At 46.7% G+C, this 18,296-nt stretch carries 16 protein-coding genes; 7 read left to right on the forward strand and 9 right to left on the reverse strand.

Translation table 11 applies throughout. From position 1 onward, the window contains the following. Positions 1-36: 36 nt before the first annotated feature. A complete protein-coding gene (gene cimA / locus ACFSKO_RS20820; protein ID WP_380255330.1) occupies positions 37-1,662 on the reverse strand; it encodes a citramalate synthase in 1,626 nt (541 codons plus the stop codon). 210 nt (positions 1,663-1,872) lie between these two features. Here cimA and ACFSKO_RS20825 point away from each other — a divergent pair, with 210 nt between their 5' ends. Further along, positions 1,873-2,310 carry a DUF805 domain-containing protein gene (locus ACFSKO_RS20825; RefSeq protein WP_380255332.1) on the forward strand — a complete coding sequence of 146 codons (438 nt, stop codon included), beginning with the start codon at positions 1,873-1,875 and terminating at the stop codon, positions 2,308-2,310. A 78-nt stretch (positions 2,311-2,388) separates the two neighbouring features. Further along, positions 2,389-3,036 carry a LysE family translocator gene (locus tag ACFSKO_RS20830; RefSeq protein WP_380255334.1) on the forward strand — a complete coding sequence of 216 codons (648 nt, stop codon included), beginning with the start codon at positions 2,389-2,391 and terminating at the stop codon, positions 3,034-3,036. A 104-nt stretch (positions 3,037-3,140) separates the two neighbouring features. Here ACFSKO_RS20830 and yghX read toward each other — a convergent pair whose 3' ends face one another. Beyond that, positions 3,141-4,028, reverse strand: coding sequence for a YghX family hydrolase (yghX, locus tag ACFSKO_RS20835; RefSeq protein ID WP_380255336.1), 888 nt, complete (start codon positions 4,026-4,028; stop codon positions 3,141-3,143). A 378-nt stretch (positions 4,029-4,406) separates the two neighbouring features. Between yghX and ACFSKO_RS20840 the strand changes: the two genes are divergently transcribed. Both ACFSKO_RS20840 and ACFSKO_RS20845 read left to right on the forward strand, forming a co-directional pair. Beyond that, a complete protein-coding gene (locus tag ACFSKO_RS20840; protein ID WP_380255339.1) occupies positions 4,407-4,895 on the forward strand; it encodes a peptidase associated/transthyretin-like domain-containing protein in 489 nt (162 codons plus the stop codon). A gap of 5 nt (positions 4,896-4,900) precedes the next feature. Then, a complete protein-coding gene (locus ACFSKO_RS20845; protein ID WP_380255341.1) occupies positions 4,901-5,512 on the forward strand; it encodes a ferric reductase-like transmembrane domain-containing protein in 612 nt (203 codons plus the stop codon). Between the two features lie 180 nt (positions 5,513-5,692). On the opposite strand, the gene cysS is transcribed toward ACFSKO_RS20845, so the two are convergent. From cysS to ACFSKO_RS20860, 3 genes are all read right to left on the reverse strand, one after another. Then, on the reverse strand, positions 5,693-7,078 hold the full coding sequence (gene cysS, locus ACFSKO_RS20850) for a cysteine--tRNA ligase (RefSeq protein WP_380255343.1): 1,386 nt from the start codon (positions 7,076-7,078) through the stop codon (positions 5,693-5,695). 96 nt (positions 7,079-7,174) lie between these two features. Beyond that, positions 7,175-8,506, reverse strand: coding sequence for a glutamate--tRNA ligase (gene gltX, locus ACFSKO_RS20855; protein ID WP_380255346.1), 1,332 nt, complete (start codon positions 8,504-8,506; stop codon positions 7,175-7,177). Between the two features lie 21 nt (positions 8,507-8,527). Beyond that, positions 8,528-10,243: an NAD+ synthase gene (locus ACFSKO_RS20860; protein WP_380255348.1), complete on the reverse strand. Its 1,716-nt coding sequence runs from the start codon at positions 10,241-10,243 to the stop codon at positions 8,528-8,530. A 220-nt stretch (positions 10,244-10,463) separates the two neighbouring features. Between ACFSKO_RS20860 and ACFSKO_RS20865 the strand changes: the two genes are divergently transcribed. Beyond that, a complete protein-coding gene (locus ACFSKO_RS20865; protein ID WP_380255350.1) occupies positions 10,464-11,243 on the forward strand; it encodes an SDR family oxidoreductase in 780 nt (259 codons plus the stop codon). An 83-nt stretch (positions 11,244-11,326) separates the two neighbouring features. On the opposite strand, the gene ACFSKO_RS20870 is transcribed toward ACFSKO_RS20865, so the two are convergent. The 3 genes from ACFSKO_RS20870 to ACFSKO_RS20880 are packed head-to-tail and all read right to left on the reverse strand — an operon-like array spanning position 11,327 to position 14,382. Beyond that, positions 11,327-11,758: a SufE family protein gene (locus tag ACFSKO_RS20870; protein ID WP_380255352.1), complete on the reverse strand. Its 432-nt coding sequence runs from the start codon at positions 11,756-11,758 to the stop codon at positions 11,327-11,329. Positions 11,759-11,785: 27 nt separating this feature from the next. Further along, the gene (locus tag ACFSKO_RS20875) at positions 11,786-12,970 is read right to left on the reverse strand and encodes a beta/alpha barrel domain-containing protein (protein WP_380255354.1); all 1,185 of its coding nucleotides are present in this window, start codon (positions 12,968-12,970) and stop codon (positions 11,786-11,788) included. A 20-nt stretch (positions 12,971-12,990) separates the two neighbouring features. Beyond that, on the reverse strand, positions 12,991-14,382 hold the full coding sequence (locus tag ACFSKO_RS20880) for a class II 3-deoxy-7-phosphoheptulonate synthase (protein WP_380255355.1): 1,392 nt from the start codon (positions 14,380-14,382) through the stop codon (positions 12,991-12,993). A gap of 346 nt (positions 14,383-14,728) precedes the next feature. Between ACFSKO_RS20880 and ACFSKO_RS20885 the strand changes: the two genes are divergently transcribed. Further along, positions 14,729-15,523: an aspartyl/asparaginyl beta-hydroxylase domain-containing protein gene (locus ACFSKO_RS20885; RefSeq protein WP_380255357.1), complete on the forward strand. Its 795-nt coding sequence runs from the start codon at positions 14,729-14,731 to the stop codon at positions 15,521-15,523. A gap of 286 nt (positions 15,524-15,809) precedes the next feature. Beyond that, entirely contained in the window at positions 15,810-16,787 is a 978-nt protein-coding gene (locus ACFSKO_RS20890; RefSeq protein WP_380255359.1) for a tetratricopeptide repeat protein, read from the forward strand. A 123-nt stretch (positions 16,788-16,910) separates the two neighbouring features. Here the strand turns inward: ACFSKO_RS20890 and gor are convergent, their stop codons facing one another. Then, positions 16,911-18,284 carry a glutathione-disulfide reductase gene (gene gor, locus ACFSKO_RS20895; RefSeq protein ID WP_380255361.1) on the reverse strand — a complete coding sequence of 458 codons (1,374 nt, stop codon included), beginning with the start codon at positions 18,282-18,284 and terminating at the stop codon, positions 16,911-16,913. Positions 18,285-18,296: the final 12 nt, after the last annotated feature.

An 18,296-nucleotide genomic window follows, 5' to 3' on the forward strand; every position in this document is an offset into this window, starting at 1 on the left:
AAACCCAATGTCAGGATAAAATGAAGGGTACTGACCCTAAATGGTTTTAGAGATACTCTTCGCTTTTTCATGGAAAAGTTTCCACGTGATGCCATCATTAATGGCATTGTAAGAAGCATCAATGATATTTGGCGATACTCCAACCGTTGTCCAGCGCCGTCCAGACGAATCCCCAGATTCAATCATCACACGCGTTACCGCTCGGGTTCCTTCCTGAGGCGTGAGAATTCTGACCTTATAATCCAGCAATACCATATCTTCCAACTCTGGATAGAATGGCAAAAGGGCCTTTCTCAGAGCACAATCGAGCGCGTTCACCGGGCCGTTTCCGGTTGAGACTTCCATAATGGTTTTAGCGCCGATCTCAAGAGTAACCGTCGCCTCTGATTCTGTGACCAGTTGTTGACGAGCATCCAAGCGTCGATCATCCATAACCCGAAAGCGCGAGAGAGAAAAATACTTTGGTATCTCCCCAAAAGCGCGGCGGGCAAGAAGCTCAAAGCTGGCTTCAGCACCATCATAGGAATAACCCTCGAATTCGCGGTCTTTCACACGTTGCAATAAGGTATTCATTTTACTGCCGTCACCGTCTTCGACGTTGATATCCATTTCCCTAAACATCGCAACCACATTGGAACGGCCAGCCTGATCCGAGACCACGATATGACGACGATTACCTATAAGCTCTGGATCAATGTGCTCGTAAGTCTTCGGATCTTTCTCAACGGCTGAGACATGTAACCCACCCTTGTGCGTAAAGGCAGACTGACCGACATAAGCAGCATTGCTGACAGAGGCGCGGTTGATCCGTTCATCCAGCATGTGGGAAACCGATGTTAAGCGCTTTAACTGCTCATCACTGACGCCAATGTCATAGGACGTTTTCAGCTTCAGGGATGGAATAAGCGAAACAAGGTTTGCGTTTCCGCAACGCTCCCCTAATCCATTTAAGGTTCCTTGGATTTGGCGTGCGCCAGCTTCAACAGCAGCAAGAGAATTCGCAACCGCATTTTCAGTATCATTATGGCAATGGATGCCAATATGAGTTCCCGGAATTTTCTCTGTCACTTCACCAACGATCCGACGGATTTCATGAGGAAGCGTCCCGCCATTGGTATCACACAGAACAATCCAACGCGCCCCGGCCTGATAGGCAGATATCACGCATTCCATCGCGAATTTGGGATTGGCTTTGTAGCCATCAAAAAAATGTTCGGCATCGAACATGGCTTCGCTTTTTCGGGTTTTCAAAAAAGCTATGGACTGGCCAATCATGTCGATATTTTCGGAATGCGGAATATCCAAGGCGACATCCACATGGAAGTCCCAAGTCTTGCCCACGATACAAACCGCATCAGCAGCAGAACTAACCAACGGCGCAAGACCTGGATCATTTTCAACAGATCGACCTGGACGTCGGGTCATACCGAAAGCCACGAAAGAAGCTGACTTTAAATTTGGGCGTTCATTGAAAAATGCATTGTCCGTTGGATTAGCGCCAGGCCACCCCCCCTCAATATAATCAACGCCAATCGTGTCTAAGCCCAGTGCGATTGCGGTTTTATCAGCAACAGAGAAATCGACGCCCTGCGTCTGTTGCCCATCGCGTAGGGTAGAGTCAAAAAGATAGACACGGTTTTCGTTTATGGGTCCTGACGACATTTTATTACAAGTTTCTTTGCTAAATTAGTTTATCCATGCTTTTGACCATAAGGATTAGGAAAGGTCAACTTTACCGAAAACGAGTGCAGCCCAAATGTTAAATAAAGTCGACACAGTTACCGAGAACAAATCAGTAGATATTCAACCATAAGAATGTTAGACAGTCCTTCTTCGAAAATTCAGATCGCAATAAATTTAGGGGGAATTATTATGACAGATTCCGTTATGACACAGACACCTGTTACTTCTGGCAGCCAGGAATTTTCGTGGAGGTGGTTTCTAATATCATCTCAAGGCCGCATTTCTCGGTCGGATTACTGGCTCCGATATTTTTTACCATACTTTGTAATCAGTATTATTCTAACTGCCTTAGATTTTATGCTCGGGTCATACAGCATTGAAGCTGGTGCAGGACTTCTAAGCGGTGTGTTTAGCCTTGTCGCCATTGTTCCTTCTATACTTATCCTCATAAAACGTTGGCATGATAGAGATAAAAGCGGTTGGTGGACTCTTATTATCTTTGTGCCAATCATTGGTGCCCTTTGGATTTTAATAGAGTGCGGTTTCTTGAAAGGAACTGAAGGTCCCAACCGCTTTGGCCCTTCTCGCTTTGCTTCCGAGCAAAACCTTGGTGAAGTATTCGAATAAAATCTCTCTTTAGAGTTTCTAAATTTAAGCCCGTAGGATAGATATATTCCTGCGGGCTTACTTTATGGAACTCCTCAGATGCCAGATATCCTTCCTGATCTATCTCTCCTGATCCCCTTTGTCGTTGCCGGGATTGCGCTCAACCTGACACCCGGCGTGGATATGGCTTACGTACTGGCCAAGACCACAGATCAGGGAAAACGAGCCGGATTGCTGGCGGCATTCGGGATCAGCTTGGGTTCCATGGTTCACGCAACGGCTTCGGCCCTTGGTATCTCTGCGTTGCTCGCCACGTCTCAAACGGCCTTCCTTGCGCTTAAGATCGCCGGGGCACTATATCTGCTTTATATCGCCTTCAAAATTTTCACCAGCAAGCCAGAAACAACCGAGACCCAAGTTGGCAAGCAAGCTCCCAAACACAAAGCAGTGAAAATAATTTTGGAAGGTGCGACAACCAACTTGCTCAACCCGAAAATTGGCCTCTTTATGCTGGCCTTTCTGCCCCAGTTCATTGATGCCGCCCCTCAGGATGTCGTCTGGCAAACCCTAGCCCTCGGCCTCTTGTTTAATATCAACGGCTACATCGTCTTTGTGGCCCTTATCTGTCTTACCGCCATGGCCGCAGCAAAGATTAAAGCAAGCAAACGTATAAAGACATTATTGCGCTGGATCACAGCGACTATTCTAGGCGGGATGGCAATACGAATAGCCTTTACCAATAACTAGGCTTATCCATAGAGAAACAGGGCTGAGAACCCCAGCCCTGTTTACTTTTTACCACCTACCCAAAACAAGATAAGTTTCTTTGGTGACATAACGGAACCAGAGTCTTACGCAAGGTGCTTTCGAAAGTGCGCCAGTGTTCGCTCCCAAGACAAATTAGCCATCGCTTCATCAAAACGCGGCGTACTGTCGTTATGAAAACCATGATTGGCACCCTTGTAGATATAAACCTCAAATTCTTTACCATTGGCTTTAAGCGCTGCTTCATAATCAGGCCAGCCCGCATTCACCCGTTCGTCTAGTTCTCCGTAATGTAGCAGTAATGGGGCTTGAATTTTTGGCACATCTTCAGCGCTCGCTTGTCGGCCATAGTATGGGACAGATGCTTTCAGTTCAGGATAAGCGACCGCTGCCGCATTGGCGACGCCACCGCCGTAACAGAACCCGGTTATACCGACGTTTCCTGTAGAACCTTCGTGGGCCATCATAAATTCAATAGCTGCAAAAAAGTCGTTCATTAGTTTTTCGGAATTAACCGTGCGTTGCAGCTCGCGCCCCTCAGCATCATTGCCGGGATAGCCACCAACCGACGTAAGACCATCAGGTGCTATTGCCATAAATCCAGCCTTTGCAAGCCGCCGGGCAACATCTTCAATATATGGGTTAAGGCCACGATTTTCATGCACAACAACAACGGCAGGGAGCTTACCTTCGACACCTGACGGACGAACCAAATAGCCCCGGACTTCACCATGTCCGTTGGGTGATGGATACATTATGTATTCGGGTATGATGTCTGGATCGTTAAAAGAGACCTGTTCCGCCAAGGCATAGTTCGGTGACATCAAACCCAGAATAGTGGTTGCTGTCATGCCAGCAACAGTAAACTTTGCTGCCCTTGTAAGAAACTGTCGTTTCGTGATCATACCGTGCGCATAAAAATCATAAAGTTCCAACAACTTTGGGTCAAAATCTTTAGCTGTTAGTCGGGTCATTATTAGTGCCTCCCTTGTAGGTTACGCCTCAATTCAATACGGACCAGCCCTGAACTGTTGCAATACACTATGATTAACTATTTCCGATAGCTATCGCCGATACAAAGGAGCCGTATATCACTCCAAAGCACCATTTACCAACATCCGCCGCGGTATAGCTCTTTTAGGCCCCACGCAGATATACTTTAAATAAACATGTTTGAAGCCTCAAATGTTATCGTGTGGATTTGTAATAAGCAACGTCTTGGCTGTGAGCAAACCGCCATATCACGTAACTGTGTCCATTGTTTATCGTGCCCTTGAGGTTCTCTCCGTGAAAATAATCGAACAAAGTGTTATTATTCAGACTTGGATTTTTCATCGTTTGAAAGAAGCCACATGACAGATACTCTAATCACTCGTCGTACCGTCATTACATCAGTTGGCGCAGCTTTAATAATCGGCGTATCTCGCCCCCACTTACCAGCTCATGCACAAGGACTTTTGCCAACACCGACAATGCGTGGCGGATCCAACAACTACCTTCCCGGTGCAGCCATCGTAGATAAGATCGGTGGGGGTGGCTTTTGGATGACAGGAACTGTACGCCGCGCCGGAGATGGAAAGCCTCTTGCTGGTCAACGTATTCAAATATGGGCACATACGACCGAGGGGCACGAACGCGATCCCGAGAGCCATGGTGCTACTTTGACAAATGCTGACGGCGCTTTTCAACTTGAGATGCCACAGATTGTTCCCGCTTTCGGTCAACCGCACGGCCACCTTGCCTATGATGGTGATGAATTTAAAACCGTCTTCCTTCGTCCTGTCATGCAAAGCATCAGCGATACGAGCCTTAATGTAGAATTCGTACTTCAACCGGCCTGATCAAAGTGAGGTTTAAAAAGAAGACCTGGATTTATAAAGGCCTAATTTGGTCGACCTTTACCACAATCATTGCCGTTCCTATTGTTGCTGCAATGTGTAGCCCTTTGCTGGCATGGCGTGATCCAATATATATTATCGCAGGATTAGCAGGTGTTATTGCAATGGCGCTATTATTTGTTCAGCCTGTGCTCGCAGGTGGATATTTGCGCGATCTAAGCCGATTACAAAGTCGCCAGGTTCATCGTATTATCGGGGGAATACTGGTCATGATGATCCTGATCCATGTCATCGGTTTATGGATCACAAGCCCCCCTGATGTAATCGACGCACTCCTTTTTTCTTCACCTACGCCATTTTCCGTTTGGGGCGTCATTGCAATGTGGGCCTTATTTGCCTCTGCTCTTACAGTTTTATTGCGTCATCGCCTGCGCATTAATCCACGCATGTGGCGGTTCATTCATACGGGCTTTGCAGTCTTGATTGTTCCGAGCAGCGTTATACATGCACTACTGATAATCGGCACAATGGAAACAACATCAAAACGCGTATTATGTGGTTTGGTTGTCGCGGTTACTGCGAAAGTGATCGTCGGGTGGTGGCGATTGCCTGCACGGTAGAAAGCCATACAACGCCGTTAACTGGTAATAAATAAAAACAACTCTTGGCGCCTAAATCGAAGACCACAAAGCTGTCATTTTGAAAATTACATACGATACAAAAATGTAGGCTGAAAGTGAGGACGAAAAAGGGCTAGGTTTCAACCCAGCCCTTTTTCCAAATATCCGCGTAATCTATTTTTACTTACGACGCCAAGTTGTGCCTGTTGGACTGTCGAGCAACTCGATCCCTTGAGTTGCAAGTTCATCTCTTATGGCATCTGCTCGCGTAAAATTCTTGGATTTTTTGGCTTCAATACGTTCAGCAATCAACATTTCAATGTCTTGACCATCATCACCAACACCTTTGAACCAAACTTCTGAATCGACTTGAAGAATCCCAAGAAGATAACCGCCCGCCAAGAGTTGCCCTTTTAAGCGTCCCAAAGTTTTTCTATGGCTCTTGCGATCAGTCCCGGTTTTGTTCAATTCGGTTGTGATCTCATGCAGAACAGAAAGCGCCAAAGGCGTGTTCAAATCATCTTTGAGAGCTTCCAGAAAAGCGTCGGAAGCCTCAGTCGTATTGGCCTCAATTTTTTCTACGGATTGCAAGGCACCATAAAAGCGATCGAGCTGTGTTTTGAACTCCGCAACCTTTTCTCGGGTCACATCCAGCGGCTGGCGGTAGTGACCAGACAAAAGGGTTAAGCGGAGCGCTTCACCGTTCAGACCTTCGTCCAAAAGCTGACGAACCGTAAAGAAGTTCCCCAAAGACTTGGACATCTTCTCGCCGTTGACCACAACATACCCGTTGTGCATCCAGTAGTTCACATAAGGCTTTTCATTGCAGCACCTTGACTGTGCAATTTCATTTTCATGATGTGGGAAAGTCAGATCCAGGCCACCGCCATGCACATCAAACGTCTCACCTAGATGAACGCGTGACATTGCGGAACATTCAATGTGCCATCCAGGGCGGCCTTTACCCCAAGGGCTATCCCAACCGGGCTGTTCGTCACTGCTCGGCTTCCAAAGGACAAAATCCGCGGGATCTTTTTTATAAGGAGCAACCTCAACACGCGCGCCAGCAATCATGTCGTCACGATTGCGGCGGGATAGCTCTCCATAATCAGCCATTGACGCAACAGAAAAAAGAACATGGCCTTCTGCTTCATAAGCATGGCCTTTCTTGATCAGTTCTGCACTCATGTCGATCATCTCTTGGATATGATCTGTTGCACGCGGCTCTATATTCGGCTCAAGAGCGCCGAGTGCAGCCATGTCATCGTGATAAGCCTGTGTGGTTCGCTTGGTAATGCTCTCGATTGGTTCGCCTGATTTGAGCGACGCTTCGATGATCTTATCTTCAACATCCGTAATGTTGCGCACATAAGTCACATGCTCGTCGCCATAAACGTATCTTAAAAGACGGGCAAAGGTATCAAAAACCACGACAGGACGGGCATTACCGATATGGGCGAGATCATAAACAGTTGGTCCGCAAACATACATGCGCACATTTTTAGGATCGATGGGCTCGAAATCCTGCTTTTCACGCGCAAGTGTGTTGTGGACTTTAATCGTCATGGTCTTTTCCCAAGGGTTTTGTCGGTTTTAAAAATGTATCACTACATATGAAGGGAACTTTATATAAGCCCCTTTCAAAAAGATACCAGATAAGTTTTAAGCTACTTGCCCTTTTAAGCGCGCTTCTGCACGTTCACGGCCAATGAGCGGGAGTAACTGCGCCAGTTCAGGCCCGTGCTGCTGCCCGGTAAGCGCTTTGCGAAGCGGCATGAAAAGCTGTTTCCCCTTACGACCCGTTTCTGTTTTAAGAACAGAGGTAAGTTCTTTCCAAGTTCCTTGATCCCACGGCGCTTGAGGTAACTGCTCTGAGGCTGCCATCAAAAATTCGGCATCTTCCTCCGCAATATCCGGCGTTACATCACCGCGACAGATGTCGTACCAGGATTGCGTATCAGAAAGCTTCTCAAGATTTGGCTGCACAACATCCCAAAGCTCTTTATCAAAACCCTCAGGCAAACGTGCTTGAATCGTATCAAAATCTACTTCGTGCAAAACTTTCGCATTCAAATGACCCAGCTCAACCGGATCAAAGCGCGGTGTAGCCCGACCAAAACGAGCAATATCAAAAAGTTCCGTCAGGGCAACTGGCGTTTGACGTACTTCAATAGGATCAGGTGTACCCAAACGTGCCAGATAACTGTTAAGGGCCATCGGCTCTATACCTTCTTCATCACGAAGAGAACCAAGACTTAAGCTTCCCAGACGCTTTGAAAGGCCAGATCCATCAGCACCAACCATAAGAGAAATATGTGCAAACTCAGGAACTTTGCCGCCTAATGCTTCAAACAATTGAACTTGGACAGCAGTATTGGAAACGTGGTCTTCCCCGCGCAGAACATGCGTTACTTCCAATTCAATATCATCAACACAGGATGTCAGCGTATAAAGCGGACGGCCATCTTCGCGGATCAATACAGGATCCGTTAGATGTTGTCCTTCAAAATGGATATCTCCACGAACAAGATCAGTCCACTCTACAGGACTATGCTCAAGCTTAAATCGCCAGTGGGCTCTACGTCCTTCGGCTTCGTATTTGGCAATATCTTCTGGCGTTAGTTTAAGAGCTTCACGATCATAGATCGGTGGACGACCAGCCTGTAGGGCGACTTTACGTTTCAAGCCAAGTTCATCAGAGGTTTCATAACAAGGATAAAGACGGCCGTCAGCTTTGAGTTTTTCAGCGGCGATTTCATAGCGATCCATACGATGAGATTGAACAGCAAATTCGTCCCAGACAAGGCCCATCCACTTCAAATCAGTTTGAATGGCTTCGGCAAATTCATCTGTTGAACGCTCTGTATCGGTATCATCCAGTCGCAACAGGAAGGTTCCGCCAGCCTTTTTGGCCATCAGCCAGTTCAATACAGCGATACGGGCATTCCCGGCGTGTAAACGACCGGTGGGACTTGGAGCAAAGCGTACTTTCATGAAACTCGTCTTTTTCTTCTGTTATCTATTCGTAAGGCCACGAAACGCATTCGTGATCGGATATCGTCTGTCTCTGGCCAGATCCCGTGCGGTGACACGTACACCAGGCGCAGATTGACGTCGTTTATATTCTGCAAGGTCTAACATACGCCAGACGCGACGAACAGTACTCTCGTCATATCCCTTTGCAAGAATATCGACCAAAGGCAGTTCTTCTTCGATCAGGCACTCTAAAATACCATCAAGAACGTCGTATTTCGGCAAACTGTCTTGATCCGTTTGGTCCGGTTTCAGTTCTGCCGATGGTGGTTTGGTAATAATACGCTCCGGCATTACGGCGGCAACAGGGCCCAGAGCATCGTGGGGCTTGTGTTCATTACGCCAGCGCGACAGAGCGAAGACCTTGGTCTTATACACATCTTTAAGTGCGTTATACCCACCACACATATCGCCATAAAGCGTAGCGTAGCCAACGGACATTTCAGACTTGTTTCCAGTCGAAAGAACCATGAAGCCAAGTTTGTTTGAAATCGCCATTAGGGTTAGTCCACGAGAGCGCGCCTGAATGTTTTCTTCTGTGGTATCAGCCTCGGTCCCCGCCATAACGGGTGCAAGCATTTCTTCGAATGCCTTCATCGCAGGGCCGATGGAGATAGAATCGTACTTAACCCCGAGAAGTTTGGTTGCCAATTCGGCATCCTCAAGACTGTCGCGAGAGGTATAGGGTGATGGCATCATCACACAACGCACTCGGTCCGGACCGATGGCATCCACGGCAATCGCGGCTGATAGGGCTGAATCAATACCCCCGGACATGCCGATTACAATCCCCGGAAATCTGTTTTTTGCGATGTAATCACGTACACCAAGAACAAGCGCTCTGTAAATTGCCGACAACTCTTCTTCAGGGGCAATCTTTTCTGCGGGTAGGCAGGACCACGCTCCGTCACGGCCCTTGGCCCACTCTGTCACCATGAAGTGTTCATCAAACATCGGGGCCTGCGCCTGCAGGCTGCAATCCGCGTTGAGAACAAAGGAGCCACCGTCAAAGACGATGTCATCCTGTCCGCCAACCATATTGAGATACGCCAGCGGCAAATCGCATTCTTTTATGCGCTCAATTGCCAGATGTTGGCGGGTGTCTGTTTTACCTGCATTGAACTGAGAACCATTAATCCCGACCAACATTTCCGCGCCGGCCTCGGCCAAGGTTTCGCATACATCCGAGTCCCACATATCTTCGCAAATAAAGACACCAACGCGCACACCGCGGAACGGGAACGGACCTGTTAGGGCGCCCTGTTTGAACACACGCTTTTCATCAAACACGCTGTAATCACAAAGGAAGTGTTTCCCCTTCCAGCCGACAAGGCTTCCACCATCCAGCAAGACTGCGGCGTTGTAGATTTCAGAACCTGTCGTTGTGAAGGCTTTTTTGAAAGGATTTTCCTGGAGCTTCACGTCAGGCATCGGTGCGCCAAGCAAAATTCCCGGACCACCATCTGCCGTATCGGCCATAAGACTGCGTAATTCAGCCTGAGCTTCAAGAAGCAGTTCAGGCTTCAGCACAAGGTCTTCCGGTGGATATCCCACCAGGCTCAACTCAGGCGTGACAAGCAAATCTGCACCAGCGTCCAGCGCCTGTTTACGTGCATCACGAATGAGATCAGCGTTCCCACGGATATCGCCGACTGTAGGGTTCATTTGCGCGAAGGCAATAGTCAGTTTTTCGGTCATATCAGGTTATTACCTTTATAGCGGAATGTCAGCAAGAGTGAAGCTACACTTGAGGTAACATCAACTTACTTTTACTCTTATTGAGTATAAGTAAGTTGAAACGAAATAGCTTTCAAGCTCGAAAAAAATAAGCCGGTATCAATGTACACCCCTCTATTGTAACGTTAGAAACTTAACCCCAAATACGCATCAATAAAAAACGATGAATATGGAATAAATAATGGATCTAGGAATAGCAGGCCGTAAAGCGATTATCTGTGCATCTTCAAAGGGGCTGGGAAAGGCCTGCGCCATGGAACTGGCGAGAGAGGGCGTTGATGTCATTATTAATGGTAGAACCGCTGAAACGGTTGAAACCACAGCTCAGGAAATTAGAGACGCAACAGGTATCGATGTTAAAACAGTTGCCTGCGACGTTACCACCGAACAAGGTCGAGAAAAGCTCCTAGCTGCTTGTCCAGCGCCTGACATTTTGATCAACAATGCAGGCGGCCCGCCACCAGGTAACTTCCGTGATTGGGATGGTGACACATGGCATAATGCGGTTGAAGCAAACATGGTTACCCCAATCCTTCTCATCAAAGCCGTTGTTGACGGTATGATCGATCGCAAGTTTGGTCGTATCGTTAATATTACATCAGGCGCTGTAAAAGCTCCCATCCCGATTCTTGGCCTATCTAACGGTGCCAGATCTGGGCTAACAGGGTTTGTCGCCGGACTGGCACGTGAAATTGCCGCAAACAATGTAACGTGTAATAACTTGCTACCCGGACCATTCGAAACTGATCGTTTAACCTCTACGCTTCAAGCCGCTGCCAAAAAGAATGGTACAACGCTGGAACAAGAATGGGCGAACCGTCAGGCCACAAACCCAAGTAAACGCTTTGGAAAGCCAGACGAATTTGGGGCAGCTTGTGCATTTCTTTGCAGTAATCGCGCAGGTTTCATCACAGGCCAGAACTGGCTTCTAGATGGCGGGGCATATCCCGGAACTTTCTAGACAAAAAATTAGCTTGGCATCGTGATCAAAAACACAATGCCAAGCTAATAATCCAATTTAGACATATAAACCAATGAATAGAACTAGAGATAACTCTCAGCTGTGGCTTGGATACGTTTAACCATAGAGAACAATCCATTAGCCCGATTAGGGCTTAAGTGTTGAGAGAATTCCAACTGATTTAAGATACCATCAATATCAGTATCTTTTATTTCTTGAGCGGTTTTACCTGAAAATATCATCAATAATACAGCAACAAGTCCCCGTACAATATGCGCATCACTATCCGCAATAAAGGTCATCCGGCTCGGTGTACTATCATCAACATTACACACAAGCCAAACCTGACTTGTACACCCTTGAACCCGTGATGATTCCGTTTTGAGGGCATCGTCCATCGGCGGTAATTTACGGCCTAGTTCGATGATATAACGATAACGATCTTCCCAGTCTTCCAGAAATTCAAAATTCTCGATCAAATCTTCGATCGCGCCGGAAGTTACAGTCTCAGTCATTTTTAAGTATTACCTTTGAACAGGTCTTTATTTTCGTATTAGGAACTCGCGTCCTACTTTCACACGCGCAACACCATCATATTCGACAATATCAGCAGTGGCATATGTTTCGGACCAGCTACTAGGTAGATAGCTACCCGTTCCGACAACATCAAGTGGTGCTTCCGCTTCTGCCATCAAACGGCACTTTGCGGGACTAAAACCGGAAGAGGCAACAATCTTAACTTTGTTAAAGCCCTCTTTATCCAAGGCTTCACGCATTGTCCATATTGCAGCAGCAGAAACCCCAGGCCCAACCAGATACCTTAATTCTTGTTCATTACGATATCCGCGAATAGCTCTGGGAACATTTCTTTCTAAAACCGCATAAGAACTTGGTGGGTCCAACGTTTCAATAAAGCGGCTGCCAGCAGTATCCAAGCGAACAGATAAATGTCCCTGACTTGCACGCTTTGGAAAGCGCCGACAAACAGTCAGCGCGTCCGTAATTTCGTGAGCAAAATAATCCACGAGGACTGTCATTGGATCACCGGGAAATGTTTCATCAAACATTTCCGCAGCCCGCAAGGTTGATCCTGCATAGCCAACAAGAGCATGAGGCATTGTTCCCAAACCGCGCTCTTGTCCGAAATAATGCGCCGTCGCATCGGTTGCGTTCCCGATAAACCCAAGAGCACCATTCTTACGTTTGGCACGATCAGCACCAACAGAAGCCGCATAGGCCATAATTTCGGCCATATCCGTACCCGCGCAATGGCGCGCGTCCATCGCCAAAAAAGCGACCGAATGCAGATCAGAGCACATGGTAAAGGCATTGTAGGCGGCAACACAGGCAGGGCCTAAGCGTTGAAGCAGTAAAGTTTCGAGATCAACAAGATGACAAAGAGATCCGGTCAGGTACATTATCGGCTCACCAGCCCCAACCCAACGTCCTTCTGCGTAACGAAGGTCAATCTTCAGATCAAAATTCCGCTTTCGGGCCATCTCCTCCAACCACTTGATAACCAGACCAGGTGCTGAAACCACAGGACGTCTCATGAAAACCGCATAGGTAACAGTCTGGTCGCCAAATTTTTCGACGACTTTTTTGCTGCGGTTAAAATAATGATCGGTCCAGGCTGTAATATCCTGATCCTCAACAGGCCAGAGGGAGGATCTCTCCTCCCTCTGGTGTTTTACCTGCTGACTATTATTGTGGTTTGAGTCAGACATTAATGCTTTTCCTGTAATCGTCAGAAACTAGAAGCCTGAGCGACTGGAGCCGATGCCCGGCTTCCTCGTTCTTCTTTGAGTTGCTCGGCGATCAAGAAAGCAAGTTCAAGTGCCTGGCTGGCATTAAGACGAGGATCACAATATGTGTGATAACGTGCGGAGAGATCTTCATCGGTAATGGCCTGAGCCCCACCAATACACTCGGTCACGTCTTTTCCTGTCATTTCAAAATGCACACCGCCCGCATAAGTGCCTTCAGCCTTGTGAACAGCAAAGAAGTTACGTACTTCGCCAAGCACACGGTCGAATGGGCGGGTTTTATAACCGGAAGAAGACTTGATTGTATTGCCATGCATTGGATCACACGACCAAACAACTTTTTTACCTTCACGTTCAACCGCACGGATCAAGGCTGGCAAATGATCTTGAACTTTATCTTCGCCCATACGAACGATTAGGGTTAGACGCCCAGCATCGTTGTTCGGGTTAAGGCGATCAATCAATCTCAACAAATCATCCGGATCAGAAGAAGGACCACACTTCATGCCAATTGGATTGTGAATACCACGCATGAACTCAACATGAGCCTCATCAATATGGCGCGTCCGATCACCGATCCACAGCATATGAGCAGAACAATCGTACCAGTCACCGGTCAAACTATCGACGCGGGTCAAGGACTGTTCGTAGTTCAACAACAACGCTTCATGGCTGGTGTAAAAATCCGTTTCACTCAACTGTGGCACACGATCTTCGGTTAGGCCGCAAGCTTCCATAAAGCCAATGGCTTCATCAATACGTCCTGCCAATTCTTCATAGCGTGCTGATTGCGCTGAATTTCGAACAAAGTCATGGTTCCATTTGTGAACTTGACGCAAGTTCGCAAATCCACCCTGAGCAAAGGCACGCAAAAGGTTCAGCGTAGAAGCTGACTGATGATAGGCTTTAACAAGTCGTTCCGGATCAGGAATACGCTCTTTTGGTGTAAAGCCAATACCATTGATAATATCACCACGGTAACTTGGCAGTTCAACACCGTTAATCGTTTCTGTTCCAGCAGAACGTGGCTTGGCAAATTGTCCTGCCATACGACCGACTTTTACGACGGGGCAAGCAGCGCCAAAAGTTAAAGCCACAGCCATTTGCAACATTACTTTAAAAGTATCACGGATATTATCGGGGTGAAACTCAGCAAACGCCTCGGCACAATCGCCTCCCTGAAGGAGGAACGCACGGCCTTCGGCCACTTCGCCAAGTTGTTTACGTAGTCTTCGTGCCTCGCCTGCAAAAACCAGTGGCGGTTGGCCCGCCAAGGTTTTTTCCACAGACTCTACAGCAGCAGAGTCTGGGTATTCGGGCACTTGCCGAATATCCTTGGCGCGCCAGGAATCAGGGGTCCATTTCGCGCTCATTTTAATACCTCAATTACAAAATATAATTATACGTCAGACAGTTTTAGTCACCTTTTCTGTCCTTTACCAGAAGAAAGCTTTACTGAACTTATATATTCATCGGAATGACATACAACAAGTAGCCTCTACATATTCGCACGTAACTTATCCCCAGTACCAGTTTATCAAACAATGAACCGTTCAAACAAATGAACACCTAACTGATATCGATTCGCAACAATACTTATAATCACGTTTGATAGGCAGGATATTTGCCGCTATAAGCTTTAAGTTATTCCTTTTGACTTCCATCAAGATTTTTGGCTAATTTTTTAACTAACTTCTTGAACAACGACGAGAAAATTGCATGAGCAAGAAACAAATCAGCAGACTCTTGAGAATTATCGTCCCTCTCGCCGTTCTCCTTTATTTTATCCCTATATTCACAGTCGTTTTTATCGCCATGGGCGTCTTGGATTTGTCCAGACACAGCAAAATCACCCCGGCCCTTGCCAAAAAATACTTCACAGGCAATGGCTTGCTGACTTGGGCGCTCTCCCCCGTAAACTTGTGTCTCGACCTGATTTCTCACCGCAATAAATACGTTTATAAGCTTGATGATTTCCCCGACACGCACAAACAGGAAATTCAGGATATCCTGACAATTTTCGATGAGGGCAAAGAGGAAATTATAAGCAACATTCGCGCGCAGCTCGACGGCAAAAGCCGCGGCATGCTGTTTTACAAATGGTATGGTAAAAACACCAATACAGCCGTGCCAGCCTTCAACAAAGAATACAAATATATTAAGACCATAGGCATTTCTGTTTTTAATAAAAAGAAATCAACCTCTCTTCACTTTGGTCCTTTGAGGTTGACGCTTCGGGTTCTCTATAACCTGACCCCGATCAAGAGCGATAACATCTTCATCGAAGTTGATGGCAAGAAACACTTCTGGCACGACGATCCCTTGTTCATTTTTGATGACACGCTTCAGCATCAATCTATTAACGAAGAAGACCACGAACGTTATTGCGTTTTTGTGGATGTCCTCAGGCCTTCATACTTCACCGGGTTTCAGAACGTTTTCATGAAAGTGATGCAAGTTGTCTTCTTAAAGATAAATGGCATCTTTTATAAAAACTGGGCTGTTTTGAAATAGCTCGATATTATGGAATCAAGCAGAACAAGGTACTATTTTTGGGATTCATTCGGAAAACAACACCTCATAAGTTAAGCAACGGTATGCCTGTACCCATACATATTTTACTCTCTCAGGTTAATCTATTATCTAATATGACCTAGCATTTTGAATTTTTATATTGAGTACTCGAATGATTTATCAGGAATTTTTTCTAAAAAAATTAAGACCTATTAGAGCCCAATTACCCTTTCTTCTCCTAGTCTCCGGTTTGTTCGTCTTACCTTTGACAGTTCTGATCAGTCCCTTGCCTGCACAAAGTGAAAATATTGAAGAACTTGCCCACCTCACTAACTTGATGGAGCTAATAAAAAAGGGGGATGGTGCAGCTGTTACCGAACTAAAGGCAAAGGCATCAAAGGTCGAGAACAATCAGGCTCAATACCTGATGGCTGTCCTATATCTTAACGGTAACGGCGTAACACAGAACCGCGCTCTTGCGCGAAAATGGGCAAAGAAATCTGCAACAAACAACAACCCTCGCGCCATGCACATGCTCGCTTATCTACTTGAGAACGGTTTGGGAGGTTCAAAAGATCGGAAAGCCGCAGGATCTTGGTATCTTTCCTCTGCGGAAGCTGGCTTCGCCCCAGCTTTACAAGAAATCAAACGCCTTAAGTATAAAAAAAGTTTTGCAGCAACCGAACTACAACGCGCAAATGCCCTTTTGAATAAACCTAAGTTTAACACCAGCCCTAGTTTAAGTGGCCCTGCTATCCCTCAAAGTGCCGGTTACACAGCAGCATTTCTCAACGTGGCCAATCAACCTGCTAGCGAAGATGAAGCAGTCATCCGGTTAGTCAAAAACAACATCAATCAGATCTATACCACTTACATATATGAAATGGTTCGCCGGTTATTTAAAACAGCCCCTGACGAGGCAGTAATTTGGTATATGACAGCCGCAATTCGAGCCCGTTACGACGCCTATCGTTGTACAGATGAAACGGCAAGACAAGGCATCAGCTATTGGCCCCGTTACGTACAAGAAGTGAGAGAGTACCTTGCAGGGAAATCTGACAAAGTACGAAAAGATGTCATGCTGAAAGCAATTAAACGAGCTAAAGAAATATCGCTTGATGTTTCACCGGAATGGATCTGTTTCCATGGTATCAAGGGTGTCGAGGCTACTATGAATGGTAAAAAGCTACAGAACTGGATGGTCCCTAAAGAACAATGGCCCACTGTACTCGACATGATCGTTAAGGCGTCAACTCCCAAATAAACACATAAATCATGTACTAACATCTGTATTCTACAGAAGAAAACAAACAGGAAAGGCTGCACATGTGCAGCCTTTCCTTTGTCATTGGGAAAGATTTTTCCCTTCTAACAATGTCATCATCAGTTATGAGCGGGGCTCGCGCATTGTCACAAACTCTTCGGCAGCGGTTGGATGAATGCCGACCGTTGCATCGAACATGTCCTTGGTAGCCCCGGCTTTAATGGCCACGGCAAAGCCCTGAACGATTTCTGGAGAATCAGCGCCGACCATATGAAGGCCAACAACCTTCTTGCCATGTTTTTCCACAATCAACTTCATCAAGGCTTTTTCATCACGCCCCGACAGAGTGTGTTTCATGGGGCGAAAGCTCGATTGATAAACATCAACATCACCATAACGGTCGATCGCCTGCTCTTCTGTTAGGCCAACGGTACAAACAGGAGGATGACTGAAAACGGCAGTGGCAATATTATGATGATCCATGGCCCGCGGTGTATGTTTGAAGGCAGTATCAACAAAGGCCATCGCTTCTTGGATCGCAACGGGTGTTAAATTGACCCGGTCAGTGACATCCCCAACGGCATAGATATTTTTCGCTGTGGTTAGAGAGAACTCATCAACCTTAATCGCACCTTTACTATTCAACTCAACACCAGCCTTTTCCAGGCCAAGGCCTTCCACATTAGGCTTACGGCCCGTGGCAGCGAAAACGGCATCAACTTCAATAGTTCGACCATCAGAATAGGTAACAAGAAGACCTGTATCTACCTTTTCAATCGCCTCAATGGTCAGATTGAGTTCAAGTGCAATGCCTTTTTTCTCCATTTCAGTACCAAGGAATTCACGCACATCTCTGTCAAATCCGCGCAATAACGCATCACCCCGATAAACCTGAGTTACTTCTGATCCCAGACCATTGAAGATACCTGCAAACTCAACCGCGATATATCCACCACCATAGACCACCACACGTTTAGGCAACTCATCCAGATGAAAGGCTTCGTTCGAGCTTATGGCATGCTCCCACCCTGTACCTTCCGGAAAAACAACGTGCCCGCCTGGAGCCAAAAGAATTTTGTTTGCTGTGAAGGTTTGATCACCAACCCGTACTGTATGGCGATCCTCCAACACAGCGCGGCCATCATGCCGTGTTACATTGGCGTTCTTCAGAATGGATTTGTAAATATCTTCAAGACGATCAATTTCTTTATCCTTGTTGGCAATCAAGGTTTTCCAGTCAAAAGACGTTTCCCCAACAGACCAGCCAAACCCAGCGCCATCTTCAAACTCTTCATGAAAATGACTGGCATAGGAAAACAGCTTTTTAGGAACACAGCCCCGAATGACACAGGTTCCGCCATAACGATACTCTTCGGCCAAGGCCACACGCGCACCTGTTGCTGCCGCCATACGGGCACCCCGAACGCCACCTGATCCCCCACCGATTACAAACAGGTCGTAATCGTATTGTACATCGTCATCGTGATAGGTCGGCATGGAACTCGGCTC

The sequence above is a fragment of the Kiloniella antarctica genome, from assembly GCF_042682825.1.
In the GTDB taxonomy this organism is placed as follows: Bacteria; Pseudomonadota; Alphaproteobacteria; order Kiloniellales; family Kiloniellaceae; genus Kiloniella; species Kiloniella antarctica.

What these genes read in the sequence shown, in the direction of transcription:
- cimA (WP_380255330.1), bottom strand. Translation starts at nt 1,662, where the DNA reads ATGTCGTCAGGACCCATAAACGAAAACCGTGTCTATCTTTTTGACTCT.
- ACFSKO_RS20825 (WP_380255332.1), top strand. Translation starts at nt 1,873, where the DNA reads ATGACAGATTCCGTTATGACACAGACACCTGTTACTTCTGGCAGCCAG.
- ACFSKO_RS20830 (WP_380255334.1), top strand. Translation starts at nt 2,389, where the DNA reads ATGCCAGATATCCTTCCTGATCTATCTCTCCTGATCCCCTTTGTCGTT.
- yghX (WP_380255336.1), bottom strand. Translation starts at nt 4,028, where the DNA reads ATGACCCGACTAACAGCTAAAGATTTTGACCCAAAGTTGTTGGAACTT.
- ACFSKO_RS20840 (WP_380255339.1), top strand. Translation starts at nt 4,407, where the DNA reads ATGACAGATACTCTAATCACTCGTCGTACCGTCATTACATCAGTTGGC.
- cysS (WP_380255343.1), bottom strand. Translation starts at nt 7,078, where the DNA reads ATGACGATTAAAGTCCACAACACACTTGCGCGTGAAAAGCAGGATTTC.
- gltX (WP_380255346.1), bottom strand. Translation starts at nt 8,506, where the DNA reads ATGAAAGTACGCTTTGCTCCAAGTCCCACCGGTCGTTTACACGCCGGG.
- ACFSKO_RS20860 (WP_380255348.1), bottom strand. Translation starts at nt 10,243, where the DNA reads ATGACCGAAAAACTGACTATTGCCTTCGCGCAAATGAACCCTACAGTC.
- ACFSKO_RS20865 (WP_380255350.1), top strand. Translation starts at nt 10,464, where the DNA reads ATGGATCTAGGAATAGCAGGCCGTAAAGCGATTATCTGTGCATCTTCA.
- ACFSKO_RS20870 (WP_380255352.1), bottom strand. Translation starts at nt 11,758, where the DNA reads ATGACTGAGACTGTAACTTCCGGCGCGATCGAAGATTTGATCGAGAAT.
- ACFSKO_RS20875 (WP_380255354.1), bottom strand. Translation starts at nt 12,970, where the DNA reads ATGTCTGACTCAAACCACAATAATAGTCAGCAGGTAAAACACCAGAGG.
- ACFSKO_RS20880 (WP_380255355.1), bottom strand. Translation starts at nt 14,382, where the DNA reads ATGAGCGCGAAATGGACCCCTGATTCCTGGCGCGCCAAGGATATTCGG.
- ACFSKO_RS20885 (WP_380255357.1), top strand. Translation starts at nt 14,729, where the DNA reads ATGAGCAAGAAACAAATCAGCAGACTCTTGAGAATTATCGTCCCTCTC.
- gor (WP_380255361.1), bottom strand. Translation starts at nt 18,284, where the DNA reads ATGCCGACCTATCACGATGACGATGTACAATACGATTACGACCTGTTT.